We start from the raw sequence: 18,901 nt of genomic DNA, 5'->3' as shown, positions 1-18,901 counted from the left end.
ATTCCGGGCAGACGTGAGCATGACAGCACCGGGATCATCTATGCGGGTAGAGCCCTTTACCGGTCCCGAAGATCCCTTTGTTGAATGTTTTAGTACGCCGGAACCGACGGAGGGCAAGTCATGGGTCGTGCTTGGTAGTCGGCACCGGGCGCCGAGGCCGGGGCCGGCCCCCGCCTACCGTGAGACCCATGACCACGTTGACGCTTCTGCATCCCGGCGCCATGGGCGCCAAAGTCGGCGGCCAGGCGGCCCGTTCGGGCGCCCGGGTGCTGTACGTCCCCACCGGCCGGAGCCCCGCGAGCCTCGAACGCGCCAGGGAGGCCGGCCTGGAGGCGGCCGAGTCCCTCCAATCGGCCCTGACGGCAAGCGACTTCGTCCTCTCGATCTGCCCGCCGCACGCGGCGGAGGACGTGGCCCACGAGGTCCTCGCGCACCCCTTCCGGGGCGTCTACGTGGAGGCCAACGCCATCAGCCCGGACCGTACGAGGCGCATCGCCGCGGCGTGCGCGGAGCGCGGCGTACCGATGCTGGACGGCTCGATCGTCGGCGGCCCGCCGGGACCGGGCAGCGCCCCGCGCCTGTATCTGAGCGGCGACGCGAAGGAAGTCGCCCGCGTGGCAGGGGTGTTCGAGGGCACGCGGGTCGTCGCCCGCGCCCTCGACGCGGAGATCGGTGCCGCGTCGGCGCTGAAGATGGCCTACGCCTCGTACCAGAAGTCGGCCCGCGTGCTGGCCGCCGTGTCGCACGCCCTCGCCACGAGCCACGGCGTGGCCGCCGAACTCGCCCGCGAGGCAGGCTCGTTGACGTCCAACATCCTCGCGGAGACGGAGCAGTTGCCGAGCGTCGCCGCCCGCGCGTGGCGCTGGGCACCGGAGTTGGAGGAGATCGCGGACACCCTGCGCACGGCGGGACTGCCGCCGGCCCTGGCGGAGGGCGCGGCGACGGTGCTGCGCCGGTGGACCGACGACAAGGACCGCTACGACCTGCCGTTGGAGGAGGTGCTGGGTCACCTCCGTACCGAGGGGTGACTCGGGGCACCCGTGCCGAGGGGTGGCTCAGGGCACTCGTACTGAGCGTGACTCAGGGCGCAGTGGTGGGCGCGATGGGACGCAACTCCCGTACGGTCCCGCCGAGTCGGGAGCGGAACCCCTCCAGCAGCTCCGGCCGGGCGCTGACGACCCACCGGGTGCCGACGAGGTACTTGCCGCCGTACATCGCGGCGGTGTCGAGCCAGGTCACCTTGAACCGCTCCTCGGGGAACGTGGTGATCCGGTAGTCGCCCTGCTTCGTACGGCACTGGCCCTCGCGCAGTTCCTCCGCCTCGATCCGGATCTCGGCGGTGCAGCCGGTCAGCCCGGCGATCACCTCGACCTTGGCGGGCGCGACGACGCCGGCCTCGGGAGCGCCGGTCACGACCGCCGACGCCGACGCCTTCTTGCGTTCCGCCGCGCCGTCGTCCTCACCTCCGCCGCACGCCACGGCGAGCGGGAGCAGGGCGAGCGCGGCGCCGCGGCGCAGGCGGGAGGTGTGGGCTCGGGACGATGACTGCTGTGTCTGGTGGGTCACGACAGGGGGTACGGGGGTGCCGCGGCGACCGTTCAAGCCGTCGCGCCGACCACGGGAGACCTTCGCCGGAAACAGCTTCACGGGGGCCAGTACTGGTGATGACGTCGGTCGTCGTAGTCGTCCGCGTCAGGGCGGTCGGGCGGCGCTCTTCCCCGGCGGTAGCGGCACCGCCACAATGGACGGCCGGTGTCGGTGGATCCGAGCCCTGGGAGGTCCCGTATGGCGTGGCGACCTGTGCCCCGGCCGAACTCCGGCGCGGTGGAGCGTCGGTCCGGGCCGCTTCCTGTTCCGGGGCGCGCCGCGCGGGTGGACGCTCCGGTGCACGATGCCGCGACGCTCGGGTTCGTCGACCTGCCCGGCCGCGAGTACTGGTGGCGTCAGCTGAGCGCGGCGGTCCGCGACCGGATGGTCACCCGGGTCGGTCCGATCGTCGACTGGTGGGCGTACTGCCACCCCACGGACACCGGACGTCCGTACGCGGTGGTGTTCGGTGAGCGGGGTCTCGCCGTGGCCACACCGACCGTCAACGACCGGGGCGGGCCCGCGCAGTCGCTCACGGTCGTGCCGTTCGTACCGTCGTCGTTGCGGCACGCGGTGGTGGTGCGGAAGCCGAGACGGTCGCGCTCCCGTCTCCCCGCGCTGCCGGGCGGCGACGCGACGCCGGAGTACGGCGAGGAACTGCCGCTGCCGGCGCGCCTGCGCGGATTCCTCGGCAACCTGCCCGCGGAGGCGCAGGCACGGTCGCAGTCGCCGTTCGTCAACGGTGACGTGTTCCTCCGGGGGGACCACTTCTACTTCGGGAACGACGACGAGCTGGACGTCTGGTGCTATCTGGCCGGACGCCGGTGGGTGACCTTCGTGTCCGGGCACGGCTCGGGTCTGTCCGGTCCCGCGCCCCGCGCGTCGTGGCGGCTGATCTGCCGGCAGGCCGAGGTCGCGGTCCGGTGACCGTCGCGGACGAACCGGACTTCTACGCGGTGCTCGGTGTCCCGGCCGACGCCACCAGGGCCGAGATCGTGCGCGCGTTCCGCCGAAGGGCACTGACCCGGCACCCCGACCGGGGCGGCGACGCGGAGGCCTTCCAGGGCTTGCACCGGGCCTACGAGACGCTGTCCGACCCGGTGCGGCGCAGGGCGTACGACCGCCGCCGCACGGCGCCGCCGCCGCGCGGTACGCCCGGAACCTCCGCCGAACCGGCGCCGCCGGCCGACCCCTTCGCGTGGACCTCCGGTGCCGGCCCACGCGCTGATGCCGGTTCGGGTCCCCTCCGTGACCAGGGGGTGTACGCCGGTTCCTTCCCTGCGCACGACCCGGACTCCTCGTGGCGGCGGGCCGACCGGTTCGCCTGGTGGCGGCCCGTCGACGAACCGCGGCCGAAGCGACGCCGGCGCCGCAACTGACCCGCTCCGGTCACCGGCAGTCCGTCGACTCGATCCCGGAGCCCTGATCCTCCTTCGGCACCCACAGCATCCGGCCCACCGCGAGGTCGGTTCTCTTCCCCATCCTGTTGAGTTTCTGGAGGTCCTCGACGGTGGTGCCGTACACGCAGGCGAGGTGGGACAGAGTGTCACCGGCCACGACGAAATGGATACGGAAGAAGACGTCGGGCGTCGGCCGCAGGATGGGCCGGGTGATGATCGGCACCGGATACTCGACGCTGAACCTCGGCGTCGGCACGAGATCGGTGGAGAGGGGCCACGGCGTGTACCCCGAGGCCGCCGCCGTCGGCAGCCCGGGGCGGTAGGACTGCGGGTAGGGCTGGGAGGAGTCGGAGCCGAGCAGGGCGATCCCCCACACCACCCCCGCGACGATCAGGGCGCCCATGGTCACCTTGGCGACCGTGCGCTGCCGCGCGAGTTCCTGGACGACCAGGTTCGGCGCGCTCCGGGTACGGCGCCGGGGCGTTGTCCGGCCGGCCGGTGCGGCCACGGTACGCAGGGCCAGGGGGACCGGCGCCTCGATGTCCAGGCCGAGGCGCGCGAGTTCGCCGCGCAGGGCCGGCACCGCCGTACGGTCGCGTGCGGCGCCCGCGACGAGTTCGTCCAGGCGTCCGCGCGGGTCCCGGGGGCAGTCCAGGAGGTAGCCCTGGGTCCAGCTGAGCACCCAGCGCGCGCGGCCCGCGCCGGACAGCGCCTGCCCGGTCAGCGCGTACAGGGCCTCGGTGAGCTGCTCCTCGGGTTCGGGTGCGTCGGTGAGACGGCGTGTCAGCGCTGTCTGCTCGCCGCGTTCCAGCAGGCCGAGAACGGTGGCGAGGGTGGCGCGCGCGGTGACCCGGGGGTTGCGTGCCGCGTCGGTGTCGCGTGCCGCGTCGAGCAGGAGGCTCGCGAGTTCGACGGCGAACGCCTCGGCGGCCAGGTCGGCCCACGCCGTCCGGGACAGTGCCGTCGCCGAGAGCCCGGTCTCGCCGAGCATCCTGCGCTGCACCCGGGGCACCGGTGACGGGTCGGCGACCAGCGGGCCCTCCTCGACGACGTCCTTTGGGGGCCCGGCGGGCCGCGCCTCGATCAGGGCCAGCCGTCGGGCCAGCGGGGGATGCGAGTCCAGCGGGGAACGCCCCGTCTCGACCGGGTGCGCGCGCAGTTCGGCCATCCGCTTCCGCACGAGCGGATCGTCCACCATGGCGGCGAACGCCCCGAACACGTCCTCGGGCACGAACCCGAGCCGCTGCACGGGCCGCAGATACCGGCTCTCGAACCCGGCCCAGGTGATGCCGAGCGCATGGACCGCGCGCAGCGCCCGCGCGGTCACCTCGGGACCGACCGCGGCGGCGGCCTCCGCGTCCGCCTCCAGCTCCTGGCGTCGGCGCACCGCGAGCGACAGGCGCAGATACATCCAGGCGTAGACGCCGATCGCCGCCTGGAACAGCCACGCGTACCCGACTCCGGCATCGTCCGCCCGCGCGGTCATCCGCAGCCGGAACAGGGTGGAGCGCAGCGACGCGGCCCCCCCGGTAGGTGATCGCGCCGAACCGGGTGTGCCGGCCCGCGTAGTGGCCGAGTTCATGGCAGAGCACGGCCCGCAGTTCCTCGGGCTTCAGCCACAGGAGCAGCGGCACGCCCAGGTTCATGGTCCGCTCCCCGACCGCGAAGCCGAGCAGCCGCGCGTCCTCCGACACCGACGCGTTGGCCTCCGACGTCAGATGGATCCGGCTGGGCGGCCGGGTGCGCAGCTCTCCGGCCAGCTCCTCGACCAGCCGCCACAGGCCGGGCGCGTCGGCGCGACGCAGCAGAACCGCGTCGGGCGGGGGTTCCTCCGTGCGGCTCACCGTGGCTGTCCCGTACAGCAGGGCGGAGGCCGCCGGGATGCTGCCGCCCAGGACGAGGGACCAACTGCCGGTCTGTGAAGGGTTTTCGACCATCGCCCACAGCGTGAAGACGACGAGTGCCGTGTCGGCCGCGAGGAGAGCGAACGCCACGACGTAGAACCCGGCGAGCATCCCCACGGCGAACAGCCCGCGTAACCACCCCAGGACAGTGGTCACCCGCTCTCCCCCCGTCTGCGGGCCAGCGCCGCCCGCGCCCGGCCGAGCGCCTCCGGGTCCGCTTCCACGGCCGCCCGCAGCCAGGCCTCCGTATGGCGCAGGGCGATGACGACGGGGTCACGGCCGAGGCCGGTCCGGCTCAGGTCCGCTCGGCCCGGACCGGCCGGCTGCGGGCCGGACATGAACGGGTCGTGCCTGCTCGTGTCGTCCGCGGCCATGTCCAACGCCTCCTTCAGCGTCCGGCGCGCCTTGGACACGTTCGCGGCGACACCGCCGCGCGTCATCCGCAGCGTCTTGGCGATCTCGCCCTGGGACCAGCCGTGCAGACAGAACAGGACCATGGTGACCCGCTGCCGCGGCGGCAGTGCGGCCAGCAGCCGCAGCACCTCACGCGCCTCCGCGCTCTGTTCGGGGCTCGCCCGGACCGGCACCGGCACATCCGGCACCCGGCCCTGGCCCGTTCTGCGCCTGCGCTGCGTCTTCCACACGCGCTGGACCGAGACCCGGTACACCCACGCCTCGGGCAGGTCGTACTCGGCGATGCGCTCCCAGGCCCGGTAGGCCTCCAGGAACGCCTCCTGTACGACGTCCTCGGCGTCCTCGCGGCTGCCGCAGAGCATGATCACCTGCGCCAGCACACGTCCGTACGCGGACGCGAAGAAGGTCTCGAAGTCCCTTTGCCCCACGGCCTGTTCCGCGCTCACCGGTGGTCCGCTCCGGCCGTCGCCGCGGCCGTCGCCGACCGCGCCGTCAGCATGACGCCGTCGGCGCGCGTGACCTCGACCGTGCCACCGGGCCCGGCCGCCCGCACGAGAGCGGCCAGCGCGTGCGCCCACGCGCGCTCCCGCGCCGGCTGCGTCCACAGCGCAGCCAGCGCGTACACCAGCCGGGTGCAGGCCAGCACGACGACCACCACCACAGGTTCGACAACCATTTCAGGGTCCCTTCACAGGATCACAGCAGTGACACCCTGATACAGCCGTCAGCGCCCAACTGGTTTACCCAGCACGGGAATTCCGAGGCGGTCAGCGGACCGGGAGCACCGTGGTGTGTTCCTCGCGGACGGCCTGGAGGGAGCGGGGGTCGAGACCGAGCAGGCTCAGGATCGTCGGGGCGATCTGCTTGGTCTGGACACGCGCGGAGTCGCGGACGCCGGCCGGGACGGAGGCGCCGGAGACGACGAGGGGGACGGCGAGGTCGTCGGAGTGGCCGCCGCCGTGCTCGGCGATCTTCTTGGTGCCGCCGGTGTAGACGACGCCGTACTGGGCGACACCGAAGAGGTCCGGGACGCGGGCGTCGCCGGCCTTGACGTGGAAGTAGTCGGCGGCGGCCTCGCCGGCGTAGACCTCGCTGAGTCCGCCGTGGGTGTAGGCCTTGGGCTTGGCGTTGATGTCGGTGCCGGTGCCGTTCTGCGCGAGCAGGTACTTCTTGGCGAAGGCGGTGGCGGCCGGGGAGCGGTCGGAGAGCCACAGCAGCATGGCGTCGTCGTCCACGGCGTGGGTCACCAGGTCTGCGGCTGTCGGGTGGAGCTTCTTCCAGGCGGCGTTGAGGCCGTCCAGCAGCGGGCCGTCGTCGACGCGGGTGAGGGCGGCGGGGTCGGTGGGCGACTGGCCGTGCTTGGCGGAGAGGATGACGGTGGTGCTGCCGGAGAGGTGCCGCTCGCGGATCTCGGCGGTCAGGGCGCCGATCTCGTCGTTGACGAAGCCGAGGTTCTTCACCAACAGCGGGCCCGGGATGTTCTTGGCGGTGTAGCCGCCGGTGAGACCGTCCGAGGCGGGCAGCTTCTGCGCGGTGGAGACCGACTGGAAGTTGAGGCCGAAGATCGCCGGGGTGCCGACCTTGTGGGTGCGGCTGTGGTCGTAGCCGTCGATCTCGTTCAGGACGGCCTTCACCTTGTAGCCGTCGTACTGCTCGGTGGCCTTGTTGTCCTTGGTCCAGTCGTCGCCGGCGGCGTAGCCGAGGGCGACGCTGTTGATCTCCGGGGTGAACAGGTCCTGGACGCCGGTGCCCGAGGGGCCGTTGAGGATCTCGTAGGCGGCGTGCTTGTCCGACCATGCGGTGCGCAGTCCCGCCCGGCGGGCCACCTCGAAGATGGTGTTCACCTTGAGGTAGGAGTGCGGGTAGACCGGCTTGCACGTCTTCGGGTCGACGGGCAGCTTCGAGGCGTTGATGAGGCTCTGCGGGTGGCCGGTCATCGACAGGATGCTGTCCGGCAGGCCCGTGAGGCCCTGGCCGGCGTCGATGGAGGCCTGGTTCTTGTCCAGGTCCTCGGTGAGGTCCACCTCGACCCCGGGCTTGACGCCCTTGCAGCTGGTGGTTCCGGCCGGGAGGAGCGCGGCGTTGTAGGTGTCGTCGTAGTAGACGCCCGTGGTGCCGGGGCCGCCGCCGGTCGCCTGGGCGACCATGCCGGGGAAGGAGTCGGACGGCGTGGTGGTCTTGGCGTGGGTGAACTCCACGCCGGCGCCGACCAGTTGGGCCAGCGCGGACTTCGGGTGCCTGGCGGTGTACCAGGCCAGGTCCGACTGGTGCAGCCCGTCGACGGAGATCAGCAGGACGTGCCGGGTGGCGGCCGGGTGGTGGGAGGCGGCGAACGCGGAGGGCTGGGCGGCGGTCACCCCGGTCAGCACTCCGGTCGCGGCGAGGACGGCTGCGGACCTGACATGGCGTCTGGACATCTGGACTCTCCCGGGTGTTCGGGGCGGGCTGCGGGTGCCGGGCTCATCAGAGTCTCGCCCTGTGTACCGGGAACAGCCCTGGTGTGAACACACCCCGAAGGAGCGGTCGGGTCTTCACCAAGCAGGTCTGGGTTTCCCCAAGAGGAGGGACGCAGGCCTTGTCCTGCCGCAGCACGACAGCCCGGCGCGCGCCCCGGCACAGGCCGCCCCGAACTCCGCCGCGCCGACCGGCCGTACCGCCGTCCTCAGCCGCCATCGCCACCGCCACGGCCACCATCACCGTCCCCTGCCCCACCCCCTGCCCCGCCCTGACGCACCGGTACCAGCAAGGTGAAGGTGGTGGGCCGGTGGCCGGTCAGGGAGAGTCTGCCGCCGAGGGTGACCGTGAGGTCCCGGGCCAGGGCGAGGCCGATGCCCTCGCCTTCTCCGTCACCGGTGTGTCCGCGCTCGAAGGGCCGGGGCGTCCCGATGGCGCCCTCGTCGGCGACGTCGAAGGCGAGGGCGTCGCCCAGGTCGCGGACCGTGAGGCGGACGGTGCCCCGGCCGTGCACGCGCGCGTTGTCCAGCAGGATGCCGAGGATCTCGGCGACCGGGGCACCGGGGACGCGGGCGTCGTCCGGCGTGTCACCCGTCGTGTCACCCGACATCTCACCCGGCGTGCACAGCAGCCGTCTGCCGTCGCGGGCGAACAACCCGTGCCAGTGGTCCTCGGTCTCCCTCAGCAGCCGTGCGACCGGCACGGAAGGGGCCCGGGTGCCGGGCAGGCCGGGGGAACGGGACAGCCGTAGCACCTCCTCCACCGTGCCGTGCAGGCGACGGGTGGTGGCCAGGGCCTCCTCCAGCGCGGGGCGCAGCAGGGTGTCGTCGTCCTGGGCGAGGCCCGCCTCCAGGGTGAGTTGCAGTCCGGTCAGCGGGGTGCGCAGCTGGTGGGAGGCGTTCTCGGTGAAGTCCCGTTCGTGGCGCAGGAGTTCGGTGAGGCTGTGCAGCATCTCGTTGTGGGTGCGGGCGACTTGGTCGATCTCGGCGACGCTGCTGGGCGTGGCGCGTGCGCTCAGGTCGCCGGCGGTGACGGCCCGGCTGTGGCGGGACAGTTCCTCCAACGGGGCTGCCAGCACCCGCGCTTGGCGGCGGGCGACCAGGACCGCCACGGTCAGGGCGAGGGCGCAGGCGCCGGCGAGGACGGCCCACACGGCGAGGACCCGGTCGCGTACGGCGGCGGTGGGCGAGGAGGCGCGGACGACACCGATGACCTGCTCGGCGTGCGAGACCGGCACGGTGACGGTGAGGTCACCGCCCGAGTGACCGCGCGCCACCGTCGCGCCGAGGGCCCGCCGCACCGGCGCGTCACCGGTCCGGGGGCCGCTGCCCGCCCGCAGGCGCAGGCGGGTGTCGTACAGGCCGAGGCGCCCTCCGGCCGGCGGCGCGGGCAGTTCGACGGGATCGCCGGTCGTGTAGTCCGGGCTGACCCGCACGGCACCCGACAGGGCCGCGCGCTCCAGGGTGTCGCGCTGATCGGCGTACAGGGACGACCTGATGGCCAGGGCCAGCGGGACGGCGAGGAGCACCACGGCGACCAGGGCGGCGGTGAGGGCGACGCGCACGACACGCTGTCTCATGCCCTCATCCTGCGGGCCGCCGGCCCGCCCGGCGGTGCTGCGCCACGCGCTTTTGCCGTCGTCTAACCCTCGGCGAGCCGGGCGTTAACCGGCCGCCTCCTAACGTCGGTGCCATGACCGATCTCCGGCCGCAGGCTTCCGGGAGGGCAGTGACCATGACACCTGCACACGCATCCGCCGCCGTAGGACTGGCGCTGGTCGCGGCGCTGACCACCGGCTGTTCGAGTTCCGGCTCGCACACGGGGTCCGGCTCGCACTCGGGGTCCGCTACGTCCGCCGCCCCGGCCGGTGCGGGAAACTCAGGTTCGGGAAACTCAGGTTCGGGAAACGCCGATGCGGGAAACGCCGGTGCGACCCCCGCGCCCACCGAGTCGAATCCGCCCGGCGACATCCCCGACAACCAGGTGTACGTGGCGTACCGGCCCGCCGGCGGTTTCACCGGCTTCACGGTGAAGGTGCCCGAGGGCTGGGCCCGCACCGGGCAGGGCGCCACGACCGTGTTCACGGACAAGCTGAACACCGTCCAGGTCACCGCGGCCACCGCCTCCGCCGCGCCCACGGTCGGGTCCGTGACGAACACCGTCGTGCCCCAACTCAAGGTGCGGGTAACGAAGTTCGCGGCGCCGAAGGTGACCGAGGTGACCCGGCACGCCGGTCGCGTCGTCCGCCTGACCTACCAGGGCGACTCGGCCAAGGACCCGGTCACCGGCAAGGTGGTGCGGGACGCGTTCGAGCGGTACGCCTTCTACCGGCAGGGTCACGAGGTCGACCTGACGTTGTCCGGGCCGGTCAACGCCGACAACGTCGACCCGTGGCGCATCGTCAGCGACTCCTTCGCATGGCGGTGACCGTCATGCCCACCCGGTCGTACGACGCCGCGCTCACCGCCCGCGAGCTGTACCGCTTCTACCGTGCGGGCGAGGAGGAGACCCTGGCCCTGCGCGGGGTGTCGCTGACGGTGCGGCGCGGCGAGACGGTCGCCGTCGTCGGCCCCTCGGGAGCGGGCAAGTCCACCCTGCTGGCATGCCTGGCCGGACTCGACGAGCCCTCCGGCGGCGACGTCCACGTGGACGGTGTCCGTATCAGCCACCGGCCGGAGACCGAGCGGGCCCGGCTGCGCGCCCGCCACATCGGCGTCCTGCTCCAGAGCCGCAACCTGCTGCCGCACCTGACCGTGCGGGACAACATCCGCCTGGCCCAACGGGCCGTACGCGGCCGTCCCTCCGTCTCGGCCGAGGCGCTGCTGGACCAGGTGGGCCTCGGCCGACGCACCCGCGCCCTGCCACGCCAACTGTCCGGCGGCGAACTGGCACGCGCCGGACTGGCCGTGGCCCTCGCGAACTCCCCCGCCGTCCTGCTGGCCGACGAACCGACCGGTGAACTCGACGGCGGTACCGAACAGTTGGTCCTGCGGATGGTGCAAGAGCGAGCCGCGGACGGCTGCGCGGTACTGATCGTCACCCACAGCGCGGAGACCGTCCGCATCGCCGACCGGGTCATCACCCTGACCGACGGACGGGCCAAGGAGACACGGGAGACGAGCGATGTCCGGCACTGACGCAATCGTCGCCCGCGAGAACGCGGCGCTGGCCTTCGGACGCGGCACGGCAACGGTGATCGCCGTCCTCGGGACCGACCAGTGCATCCACCCCGGCGACCGGCCGACCGACGAACTCGACGGCGACACCGAACAGTTGACGCCGCGGACGGCACGGGACCGAGCCGCGGACGGCTGCGCGACACCGATCGTCACCCACAGCGCGGAGACCGTCCACGGGACCGACCGGCACATCACCCTGCCCGACGGGCGAACCCGGAAGACACCGGAGGCAAGCGATGTCCGGCACTGACGCACTCGCCCTCTGCGAAGACGCCGCGCTGACCTTCGGACGCGGCGCGACGGCCGTCGTGGCCGTCCACGGGACCGACCTGAGCATCCGCCCCGGCGACCGGCTGGCGATCGTAGGGCCGTCCGGGTCGGGGAAGTCCTCGCTGCTGCATCTGCTGGCCGGGCTGGAACGGCCCACGAGCGGTGCCGTCTCCTGGCCCGGCCTCGGTGGGGGCGCCGACATCGGGCTGGTGTTCCAGGCCGACAGTCTCGTTCCCGCGCTGGACGTCGCGGAGAACACCGCGCTTCCGCTCGTCCTCGCCGGACGGTCGGAGGAGTGGACGCGCCGTCCGGTCGCCGAGGCGCTCGGGCTGGTCGGGGCGGCCGACCTCGCGGACCGGCTGCCCGAGGAGATCTCCGGCGGGCAGGCCCAGCGGGTCGCCGTGGCCCGGGTCCTCGCCCAGGAACCACGGCTGATCCTCGCCGACGAGCCCACCGGCCGCCTCGACCACGCCACCGGCGCCCGCGTCCTGGACGCCCTGCTGACGGCGGCGGACCGCACGGGCGCCGCGCTCGTCGTCACCACCCACGACCCCGCCGTCGCCGCCCGGCTCACCGTCCGGCGGGCCATGCGCGACGGACGGCTGCTCGCACCGGAGGACACGCCATGATCACCTCGTGGGCACGGAGTCTGGCCCGCCATCGGGCCGGCCGGCTGCTGGCGGCCATGACCGGCATCGCGCTCGCCGTCGCCCTGGTCGCCGCCCTCGGTTCCTTCCTCACCGCCTCGAAGGCGACCATGACCCAGCGCGCCGTCCGTTCGGTCGCCGTGGACTGGCAGGTCGAGGTGCAGCCGGGCGCGGACGCCAACTCCGTGCTGCGGCAGGTCCGCAGCGACCCCGGCACCCGGGCCGCCCTCCCGGTCGGATACGCCCGCACCACCGGCTTCACCGCCCGGGTACAGGGCAGCACCCAGACCACAGGGCCCGGCATGGCCCTCGGCCTGCCGCCCGGCTACCGCCACCTGTTCCCCGACGGGATGCGTACTCTCTCCGGCTCGCCCGACGGCGTGCTGCTCGCCCAGCAGACCGCCTCCAACCTGCACGCCGCCCCCGGCGACACCGTCACGATCCAGCTGCCGGGCACCGGACCGCGCCAGGTGCGCGTGGACGGCGTCGTCGACCTGCCCCAGGCCGACTCCCTGTTCCAGAAGGTCGGCGCCCCCACCCAGTCCCAGCCGACCGCACCGCCCGACAACGTCGTCCTCCTGCCCGCCGCCCAGTTCACCGCCCTCACCCGCGGCGCCACCTCCCTCACCACCCAGATCCACGTCGCCCGCGACGCCAAGCTGCCCGCCGACCCGGCCGCCGCCTTCAGCACCGTGACCGGCGCCGCCCACCACCTCGAAGCCAGGACGGCGGGCGGCGCCCTGGTCGGCGACAATCTCGGCGCCGCCCTCGACTCGGCCCGCCAGGACGCCCTCTACGCCCAGATCCTCTTCCTCTTCCTCGGCGTCCCCGGCGCCGTCCTGGCCGCCGCGCTGACCGCCGCGGTCGCCTCGGCGGGCGGCCAACGACGGCGCCAGGAACAGGGGTTGCTACGGCTGCGCGGGCTGCGTCCCCGCCAGATCACCGCGCTCGCGGGCCTGGAGGCAGCGCTCGTGGGCGGAGTGGGCGGAGCCGCCGGTCTGGGCATCGCCGCACTGACCGGACGCCTCGCCTTCGGCGCCGCCTCCTTCGGCGCGAGCGCGGCCAGCTGGGTCGTCTGGTACGGCATCGCCTTCGTCCTCGGCGCCGCCGTGGCCACCTGCGCCGTCCTCGTCCCCGCACTGCGCGACCTGCGCTCGGTGACCGTCGCCGACACCCGCAAGGAGACCGGCGTCCGCGCCACCCGCTCCCCCTGGTGGCTGCGCTACGGCCTCGACTTCGCGCTCCTCATCGGCTCCTGGCTGGTGTTCCGCGCCTCCTCCGGCAACCAGTACGCCCTCGTCCTCGCCCCCGAGGGCGTGCCCACCCTCTCCGTCTCCTACTGGGCCTTCCTCGGCCCGGCCCTGCTGTGGATCGGCGCCGCGCTGCTGCTGTGGCGGCTGACCCTGCTCGCCCTCGCCCGCGGCCGCCCGGCCCTGGCCCGCCTCGCCCGCCCGCTGACCGCCACCCTCGCCGGCACCACGGCCGCCGTACTGTCCCGGCGCCGCCGCCCGCTGGCCCGCTCCGTGGTGCTGCTCGCCCTCGCGGTGTCCTTCGCCCTCTCCACCGCCGTCTTCAACTCCACCTACCACCAGCAGGCCGAGGCCGACGCCCGGCTGACCAACGGCGCCGACGTCACCGTCACGGAACCCCCCGGCGCCCACGTCCCGCCCGGCGCCGCGAGCACGCTGAAGGTCTCCGGCGTACGGCACGTCGAGCCCGTCCAGCACCGCTTCGCCTACGTCGGCTCCGACCTCCAGGACCTCTACGGCGTCCGCCCCGACACCATCGCCGGTGCCACCTCCCTCCAGGACGCCTACTTCGCCGGCGGCACCGCCCACCAGCTCATGCGGCGCCTGGCCCAACGCCCCGACAACCTCCTGGTCAGCGTCGAGACCGTCCACGACTTCCAGCTCTCCCCCGGCGACACCGTCAACCTCCGCGTCCAGGACGCCCGTTCCAAGGCCCTGCGCACCGTCCCCTTCCACTACGCCGGCATCGTCAAGGAGTTCCCCACCGCCCCCAAGGACAGCTTCTTCGTCGCCAACGCCGCCTACGTGGCGAAGGCGACCGGCAGCGACGCGGTCGGCGCGTTCCTGCTCGACACCGGCGGCAGCCACCAGCAGCGGATCGCCGCCGACCTGCGCAAGCAGCTCGGTACCGGCGCCACCGTCACCGACCTCACCCAGACCCGCGGCACCGTGGGTACCAGCCTCACCTCGGTCGACCTGGCCGGCCTGACCCGCATCGAACTCGCCTTCGCCGTCCTCCTGTCGGCGGGAGCGGGCGGACTGGTCCTCGCCCTCGGCCTGGCCGAACGCCGCCGCACCTTCGCCATCGCCACCGTGCTCGGCGCGAAACCCGGCCAGCTGCGCGGCATGGTCCTCACCGAGGCCCTCCTGCTCACCGCCGGCGGGCTGACGGGCGGCGCGCTCATCGGCTGGGCGCTGTCCGAGATGCTGGTGAAGGTCCTCACCGGAGTCTTCGACCCACCCCCGGCAAGCCTGTCCGTGCCGTCCGGCTACCTGCTCCTGACGGCGGGTGCCGCCGTGGCCGCCGTACTGGCCGCCGCCCTCAACGGCATCCGCAGCGCCGGACGCCCGGCCGTCGAGGAACTACGCGACCTATGACCGCACCGGACCGGACCAGCGGCCCGCCCGCCCCTGGACTGCCACCCACGCACACACCCGCCACCACCAACCACACAACCCCGGACACCCCACCATCAAAGAACCCCGCAACCCATGACCGCGCCAGACCCGACCAGCGGCCCGCCCGCCCCTAGGCTGTCGCCGATGCGCACGCCCGTCACCGGCGACCGCAGCCGACCCCGCATCCCCGTCCCGACCACCTCCCTCAACCACATCCACAGCCCCAGACGCCGAGCCCTCGAAGATCTACGCGGCCTATGACCACGCCAGACCCGACCAGCGGCCCGCCCACTCCTAGGCTGTCGCCCATGCGTACGCCCGTCACCGCCGACCGCAGCCGACCGCGTGTCCTGGTCGTCGAGGACGACGACACCATCGGCCGCCACCTCCAGACCGGCCTGCGCGGCAACGGCTACGCGCCCACCTGGAGCCGGACCGGTTCGGCCGCCCTGGCCGAGGCCGCGCGGGTCTCGTACGACGTCCTGCTGCTGGACCTGGGGCTGCCCGACATGGACGGTCTCGACGTCGCCCGTGCCCTGCGTGCCCGGCAGCCCGATCTGCTGATCGTCGTCCTCACCGCGCGCACCGACGACATCGACGTGATCGCGGGGCTGGACGCCGGAGCCGACGACTACCTCGTCAAACCCTTCAGCCTCTCCGTGCTGCTGGCCCGCCTCCGCGCCCACCTGCGCCGCCGCGTCGTCGCCGCGCCACCGGCGGAACCCGTCCGCCTGGCCGACCTCGTCCTCGACGTCGCCGCCCGCCGCTGCACCCTCCACGACGAGGAAGTCCCGCTCCGGCCCAAGGAGTTCGACCTGCTCGCCGTCCTGGCGGGGCACCCGGGCGAGGCCGTCTCCCGGGAGACCCTGATGGCCGAGGTCTGGGACGAGAACTGGTTCGGCTCGACCAAGACCCTCGACGTCACCATGGCCGGCCTGCGCCGCCGCCTCACCGAGGCCGCCGACACCTCGGCCCGCGCCGGCAACCTGCCCCGCATCACCACCCTGCGCGGGCACGGCTACCGCCTGGAACTCTGAGGCGTGGTCAACGGACCTCGGTGGCCGCCGCCAGGGGTGCCGCTTTCGGAGGGCCGGACCGGCGGTGTCGTGATCCGACCAGCGCGACGACTCCCACCAGGAGAATCCCGAGAACCAGACTGATGGGCCCGGTACCCCATTGGAGCCCGTCCCCATAAGGGGCGGGTACGGAAAGCCAGTCCGCGACGGAGGCGCCCAGGGGGCGGGTGATGGTGTACGCGAACCAGAAAGCCAGGACTTCGTCGACACGGAACCAGCGATATCCGACCGCCGGGATCAGGATGATCCCGAGGAAGACGAAGGACGAGGCCAGGGTGCCGAGCCCCAGGGTCACGGCCGCGAAATCGCCGGCGGCTGTTCCCAGCGCGAAGGTGCACAGGACGGTCAGCCAGTAGAACAGCTCCCGCAGACGGTTGTCGATGCTGTGCACGTCCAGGGTGCGCTGTGTCCCGTACCAGGCGGCGAAGACGGCGGCCTGGACGGCCACCAGCATCAGCGTGGAGGCGTAGAGCGGCATTCCCAGGTCCTTGTTCAGGAAGTCCGCCGACATCGTCCCGAAAACGCTCACCGCCGTCACCGCGAGCCAATAGACCCACGGAATGTATTTCGTCGTGGCGATCTGCACGGTCAGGCACGCGAGAAGCAGGCCGAGGCCCATGAGCATGGCCAGATGCTGCCCTATGTAGTCGTTGAAGAAGACGTAGTCCGAGAAGGACTCACCGAATCCGGTGGTGCACAGTTTCGCGATCCAGAAGATGAGGGCGATCTCCGGGACCTTCATGGTCGTGACCGCTGGTCGTTTTCTCATGCCGCGACGCTAAAAGCGCCACCAGGATCGGCACATCCGACAATGGTGGCCACTTTCCGGCGGATGTAAGACCTTCGATTGACGCCCCCTGAACCGCCCTTCCGTAATGTCGGCGGGGTGAAGCACCTCCAGCCGACGCACCGACTCTCCCGGGACCGCCCGCCGCTCTCCCTCGTCCTGCTCCTCGGGCCGCCCGTGCTGTGCGCGGTCGCCGCGTCGCACGAGTTGCTCTACAACCGGTCCGGAGTGCTGGACTGGCTGCTGGCGATCGCGGTGATCTGCCCCCTCGTGCTGCGCCGCCGGGCTCCACTCGCCGTGTTCTGGTTCTGCTGGGCCGTGGCGACGGCGACCTGGGCGCTCGGTACGGTCTCGTTCTCCGGGTTCGCGGTCCTGGTCGCGCTCTACACGGTCGCCGCCCACCGCGGTCTGCGGCACTCGCTCGGCGCCGCCGCGGCCGTCGAACTCGGTGTCGTCCTGGTGGCGGTGCGGTTCGCCCCGGCCGGGAGCGTCAACGACGCCTTCGTCGTCCTGAGCGGGCTGGCCGCCGCGGCGTTCTTCCTCGGCACCACCGTGCGGGCCCAGCGCCGCTACCTCGCCTCCATCGAGGACCGCGCGGAGCGCCTGGAACAGGAGCGCGCCCAGCAGGCGCAGCTCGCCGCGGCGGCCGAACGCACCCGGATCGCACGGGAGATGCACGACATCGTCGCCCACGGTCTGGTGGTCGTCGTAGCCCTCTCCGAGGCCGCGGCGGCGACCACGGCGACCGATCCGGAGGGCGCCCGCGGGAAGATGCTCCAGGCCGCGTCGACCGGCCGGCAGTCCCTCACCGGGATGCGCCGGCTCCTCGGTGTCCTGCGGGCCGACGACGGCGGCGACCGGGCCCCGCAGCCCGACCTCGGCTCGCTCAAGGCCTTGGTGGACGAGACCCGCGGCACCGGCCTGGACGTCCGGCTGACCGAGACCGGCGGCTGTACGACCCTGAGCGCGGCGGCGCAGACGACGGTCTACCGGATCCTCCAGGAGTCGCTCACGAACGTCGTCAAGCACGCGCGGGACGCCTCGCGGGTGGATGTCGTCCTGCACTGCGGCGACGACCTGGTCGGCTTCAGCGTCAGCGACGACGGCGGGCCGGCCCCCGGAACCGAGAGGCACACCGGCAACGGGCTGACCGGGATGCGGGAACGGGTCGCCATGTTCGACGGTGACCTCCGGGCGGGCCCCACCGCGTCCGGATGGGCCGTGTCCGGCGAGCTGAGGCTGGGGGAACCGCGATGACGATCTCGGTCCTCCTCGCCGACGACCAGGCACTCGTCCGCATGGCCTTCCGCAGCCTTCTCGACACGATGCCGGACATCACCGTCGTCGGCGAGGCCGCCAACGGGGAGGAGGCGGTCGACCTCGCGCGGCGCACCCTGCCGGACGTGGTGCTCATGGACGTACGCATGCCGGTCATGGACGGCATCGAGGCGACCCGGCGCATTACCTCCAGTACCGCCTCACGCGTGCTCATCCTCACCACCTTCGACCTCGACGAATACGCCTTCGAAGGCCTCCGCGCGGGAGCCTGCGGATTCCTCCTCAAGGATGTCGTCCCGGCCGTGCTGCGGGCGGCGATCCGGTCCGTGGCCACCGGCGACGCCGTCCTCACCCCGCGCATCACCCGCGGCCTCGTCGACCGCTTCGCCCGGATCGCGCCGTGGCCGCACGCGGACGACGCGGGCGCGCTCTTCGCCCAACTGACGCCCCGCGAAAGGGAGGTGTTCCACCTCATCGCCGCCGGCCTTTCGAACGCCGAGATCGCGGAACGCCTCTTCCTCACCGAGGCCACCGTCAAGACCCACATCACCCGCGTCCTCACCAAACTGAGGCTCCGCGACCGGGTACAGGTCGTGATCTTCGCGTACGAGCATCAGCTGCGGACGCATGGCGACTAGCGGGTGATCCGAGCATGCTGGTTCCGGTACCGGCGGGCGGGAGGTTCCGGCATGGGAGCGTGGGCCAAGGTGTGGATGGTCGCCGGGGTGTTCGCCCTGGCGTCCTGTACCTCTTCGGCAGCCGGCGGACACGGGGGAACGCCGTCCGGAAGCCGGCCGGCGCAGCCGTCGCGCCATACGTCGACGCCCACACCCACCTCGGCGCCGTCCTCAAGGAGTGCCACCACGCCCCCGGCCTCGTCGGGCAGCTGTGCCGCCGGGCACGCCGAGGTCACGGTCGGCCCCGGTGACGCGGTCGAACGGCGTCTCTGCGTGCGGCCCGGCACAGTGGTGACCCTCGTCCTGAAGCCCCGTACGGACGACAGGCGGTGGACGGCCCTGCACAGCGCCGCTCCCGTCTTCGTCGTGGTGTCCGGGTGGCAGCCGGCGTCCGACGGCTCGGCCCGCGCCTCACTGCGCTGCGCGGGCACCCGGGCCGGTACCGCGAGGATCACGGCGACCGCGAAGGCACCGGACGTGGCGGGCGCGGCGCGCGTCGCCTTCACACTCGACGTGAACGTGGTGCCGTACACGACACAGGGGTGACCCCGGAAACCGGAACCACCCCTGCGACCTTGCT

The 18,901-nt window shown here is 72.8% G+C and carries 20 protein-coding genes and 1 pseudogene; 13 read left to right on the top strand and 8 right to left on the bottom strand.

All coding sequences use genetic code 11. The features are described 5' to 3' along the window. Window positions 1–188: 188 nt before the first annotated feature. Entirely contained in the window at window positions 189–1,028 is an 840-nt protein-coding gene (locus tag ACIQBL_RS33685; protein WP_401948534.1) for a DUF1932 domain-containing protein, read from the top strand. 52 nt (window positions 1,029–1,080) lie between these two features. Here ACIQBL_RS33685 and ACIQBL_RS33680 read toward each other — a convergent pair whose 3' ends face one another. Next, on the bottom strand, window positions 1,081–1,566 hold the full coding sequence (locus ACIQBL_RS33680) for a hypothetical protein (RefSeq protein ID WP_401948531.1): 486 nt from the start codon (window positions 1,564–1,566) through the stop codon (window positions 1,081–1,083). 219 nt (window positions 1,567–1,785) lie between these two features. On the opposite strand from ACIQBL_RS33680, the gene ACIQBL_RS33675 reads away from it, so the two are divergent. After that, entirely contained in the window at window positions 1,786–2,514 is a 729-nt protein-coding gene (locus tag ACIQBL_RS33675) for a hypothetical protein (protein WP_401948529.1), read from the top strand. After that, entirely contained in the window at window positions 2,511–2,966 is a 456-nt protein-coding gene (locus tag ACIQBL_RS33670; protein ID WP_401948526.1) for a J domain-containing protein, read from the top strand. Before ACIQBL_RS33675 ends, ACIQBL_RS33670 begins: the two co-directional genes overlap by 4 nt. 10 nt (window positions 2,967–2,976) lie before the next feature. Here the strand turns inward: ACIQBL_RS33670 and ACIQBL_RS33665 are convergent, their stop codons facing one another. Then, entirely contained in the window at window positions 2,977–4,473 is a 1,497-nt protein-coding gene (locus tag ACIQBL_RS33665; RefSeq protein WP_401948807.1) for a LysM peptidoglycan-binding domain-containing protein, read from the bottom strand. Between the two features lie 85 nt (window positions 4,474–4,558). Beyond that, window positions 4,559–4,633 (bottom strand): annotated as a pseudogene (locus ACIQBL_RS33660) (hypothetical protein); the annotation flags it as partial. Here ACIQBL_RS33660 and ACIQBL_RS33655 point away from each other — a divergent pair. Then, the gene (locus ACIQBL_RS33655; RefSeq protein ID WP_401948523.1) at window positions 4,632–4,988 is read left to right on the top strand and encodes a hypothetical protein; all 357 of its coding nucleotides are present in this window, start codon (window positions 4,632–4,634) and stop codon (window positions 4,986–4,988) included. The pseudogene ACIQBL_RS33660 and the gene ACIQBL_RS33655 sit on opposite strands and share 2 nt — an antisense overlap. 55 nt (window positions 4,989–5,043) lie before the next feature. Here the strand turns inward: ACIQBL_RS33655 and ACIQBL_RS33650 are convergent, their stop codons facing one another. From ACIQBL_RS33650 to ACIQBL_RS33635, 4 genes are all read right to left on the bottom strand, one after another. Further along, window positions 5,044–5,751 carry an RNA polymerase sigma factor gene (locus ACIQBL_RS33650; RefSeq protein ID WP_401948520.1) on the bottom strand — a complete coding sequence of 236 codons (708 nt, stop codon included), beginning with the start codon at window positions 5,749–5,751 and terminating at the stop codon, window positions 5,044–5,046. Then, complete coding sequence (locus ACIQBL_RS33645; RefSeq protein ID WP_401948517.1) at window positions 5,748–5,981, bottom strand: hypothetical protein; 234 nt, start codon at window positions 5,979–5,981, stop codon at window positions 5,748–5,750. Before ACIQBL_RS33645 ends, ACIQBL_RS33650 begins: the two co-directional genes overlap by 4 nt. 91 nt (window positions 5,982–6,072) lie before the next feature. Then, complete coding sequence (locus ACIQBL_RS33640) at window positions 6,073–7,722, bottom strand: alkaline phosphatase family protein (RefSeq protein ID WP_401948515.1); 1,650 nt, start codon at window positions 7,720–7,722, stop codon at window positions 6,073–6,075. Between the two features lie 245 nt (window positions 7,723–7,967). After that, window positions 7,968–9,338 carry a sensor histidine kinase gene (locus ACIQBL_RS33635; protein WP_401948512.1) on the bottom strand — a complete coding sequence of 457 codons (1,371 nt, stop codon included), beginning with the start codon at window positions 9,336–9,338 and terminating at the stop codon, window positions 7,968–7,970. A 155-nt stretch (window positions 9,339–9,493) separates the two neighbouring features. Here ACIQBL_RS33635 and ACIQBL_RS33630 point away from each other — a divergent pair, with 155 nt between their 5' ends. From ACIQBL_RS33630 to ACIQBL_RS33605, 6 genes are all read left to right on the top strand, one after another. Then, window positions 9,494–10,186 carry a hypothetical protein gene (locus ACIQBL_RS33630; RefSeq protein WP_401948509.1) on the top strand — a complete coding sequence of 231 codons (693 nt, stop codon included), beginning with the start codon at window positions 9,494–9,496 and terminating at the stop codon, window positions 10,184–10,186. Further along, complete coding sequence (locus tag ACIQBL_RS33625; protein ID WP_401948507.1) at window positions 10,177–10,896, top strand: ABC transporter ATP-binding protein; 720 nt, start codon at window positions 10,177–10,179, stop codon at window positions 10,894–10,896. Before ACIQBL_RS33630 ends, ACIQBL_RS33625 begins: the two co-directional genes overlap by 10 nt. Next, window positions 10,883–11,188 (top strand): hypothetical protein, encoded by a 306-nt coding sequence (locus ACIQBL_RS33620; protein WP_401948505.1) that lies wholly within the window; start codon window positions 10,883–10,885, stop codon window positions 11,186–11,188. The genes ACIQBL_RS33625 and ACIQBL_RS33620 overlap by 14 nt, the downstream gene beginning before the upstream one ends. Next, window positions 11,175–11,837, top strand: coding sequence for an ABC transporter ATP-binding protein (locus tag ACIQBL_RS33615; RefSeq protein ID WP_401948502.1), 663 nt, complete (start codon window positions 11,175–11,177; stop codon window positions 11,835–11,837). The genes ACIQBL_RS33620 and ACIQBL_RS33615 overlap by 14 nt, the downstream gene beginning before the upstream one ends. After that, on the top strand, window positions 11,834–14,482 hold the full coding sequence (locus tag ACIQBL_RS33610) for an FtsX-like permease family protein (RefSeq protein WP_401948499.1): 2,649 nt from the start codon (window positions 11,834–11,836) through the stop codon (window positions 14,480–14,482). Before ACIQBL_RS33615 ends, ACIQBL_RS33610 begins: the two co-directional genes overlap by 4 nt. A gap of 329 nt (window positions 14,483–14,811) precedes the next feature. Beyond that, window positions 14,812–15,540, top strand: coding sequence for a response regulator transcription factor (locus ACIQBL_RS33605; RefSeq protein ID WP_401948497.1), 729 nt, complete (start codon window positions 14,812–14,814; stop codon window positions 15,538–15,540). Window positions 15,541–15,547: 7 nt separating this feature from the next. Here ACIQBL_RS33605 and ACIQBL_RS33600 read toward each other — a convergent pair whose 3' ends face one another. Beyond that, complete coding sequence (locus ACIQBL_RS33600; protein ID WP_401948495.1) at window positions 15,548–16,348, bottom strand: hypothetical protein; 801 nt, start codon at window positions 16,346–16,348, stop codon at window positions 15,548–15,550. 117 nt (window positions 16,349–16,465) lie between these two features. On the opposite strand from ACIQBL_RS33600, the gene ACIQBL_RS33595 reads away from it, so the two are divergent. The 3 genes from ACIQBL_RS33595 to ACIQBL_RS33585 are packed head-to-tail and all read left to right on the top strand — an operon-like array spanning window position 16,466 to window position 18,867. Beyond that, a complete protein-coding gene (locus ACIQBL_RS33595) occupies window positions 16,466–17,623 on the top strand; it encodes a sensor histidine kinase (RefSeq protein WP_401948492.1) in 1,158 nt (385 codons plus the stop codon). Next, window positions 17,620–18,282 (top strand): response regulator, encoded by a 663-nt coding sequence (locus ACIQBL_RS33590; protein ID WP_401948489.1) that lies wholly within the window; start codon window positions 17,620–17,622, stop codon window positions 18,280–18,282. The genes ACIQBL_RS33595 and ACIQBL_RS33590 overlap by 4 nt, the downstream gene beginning before the upstream one ends. Before the next feature lie 51 nt (window positions 18,283–18,333). Continuing rightward, a complete protein-coding gene (locus ACIQBL_RS33585; protein WP_401948487.1) occupies window positions 18,334–18,867 on the top strand; it encodes a hypothetical protein in 534 nt (177 codons plus the stop codon). The last annotated feature ends 34 nt before the right edge of the window (window positions 18,868–18,901 follow it).

This window comes from Streptomyces sp. NPDC088350, from assembly GCF_044753545.1.
GTDB lineage: Bacteria > Actinomycetota > Actinomycetes > Streptomycetales > Streptomycetaceae > Streptomyces.
Note: the sequence above shows the minus strand (reverse complement) of the source record. Positions and strands in the feature narration are given on the sequence as shown.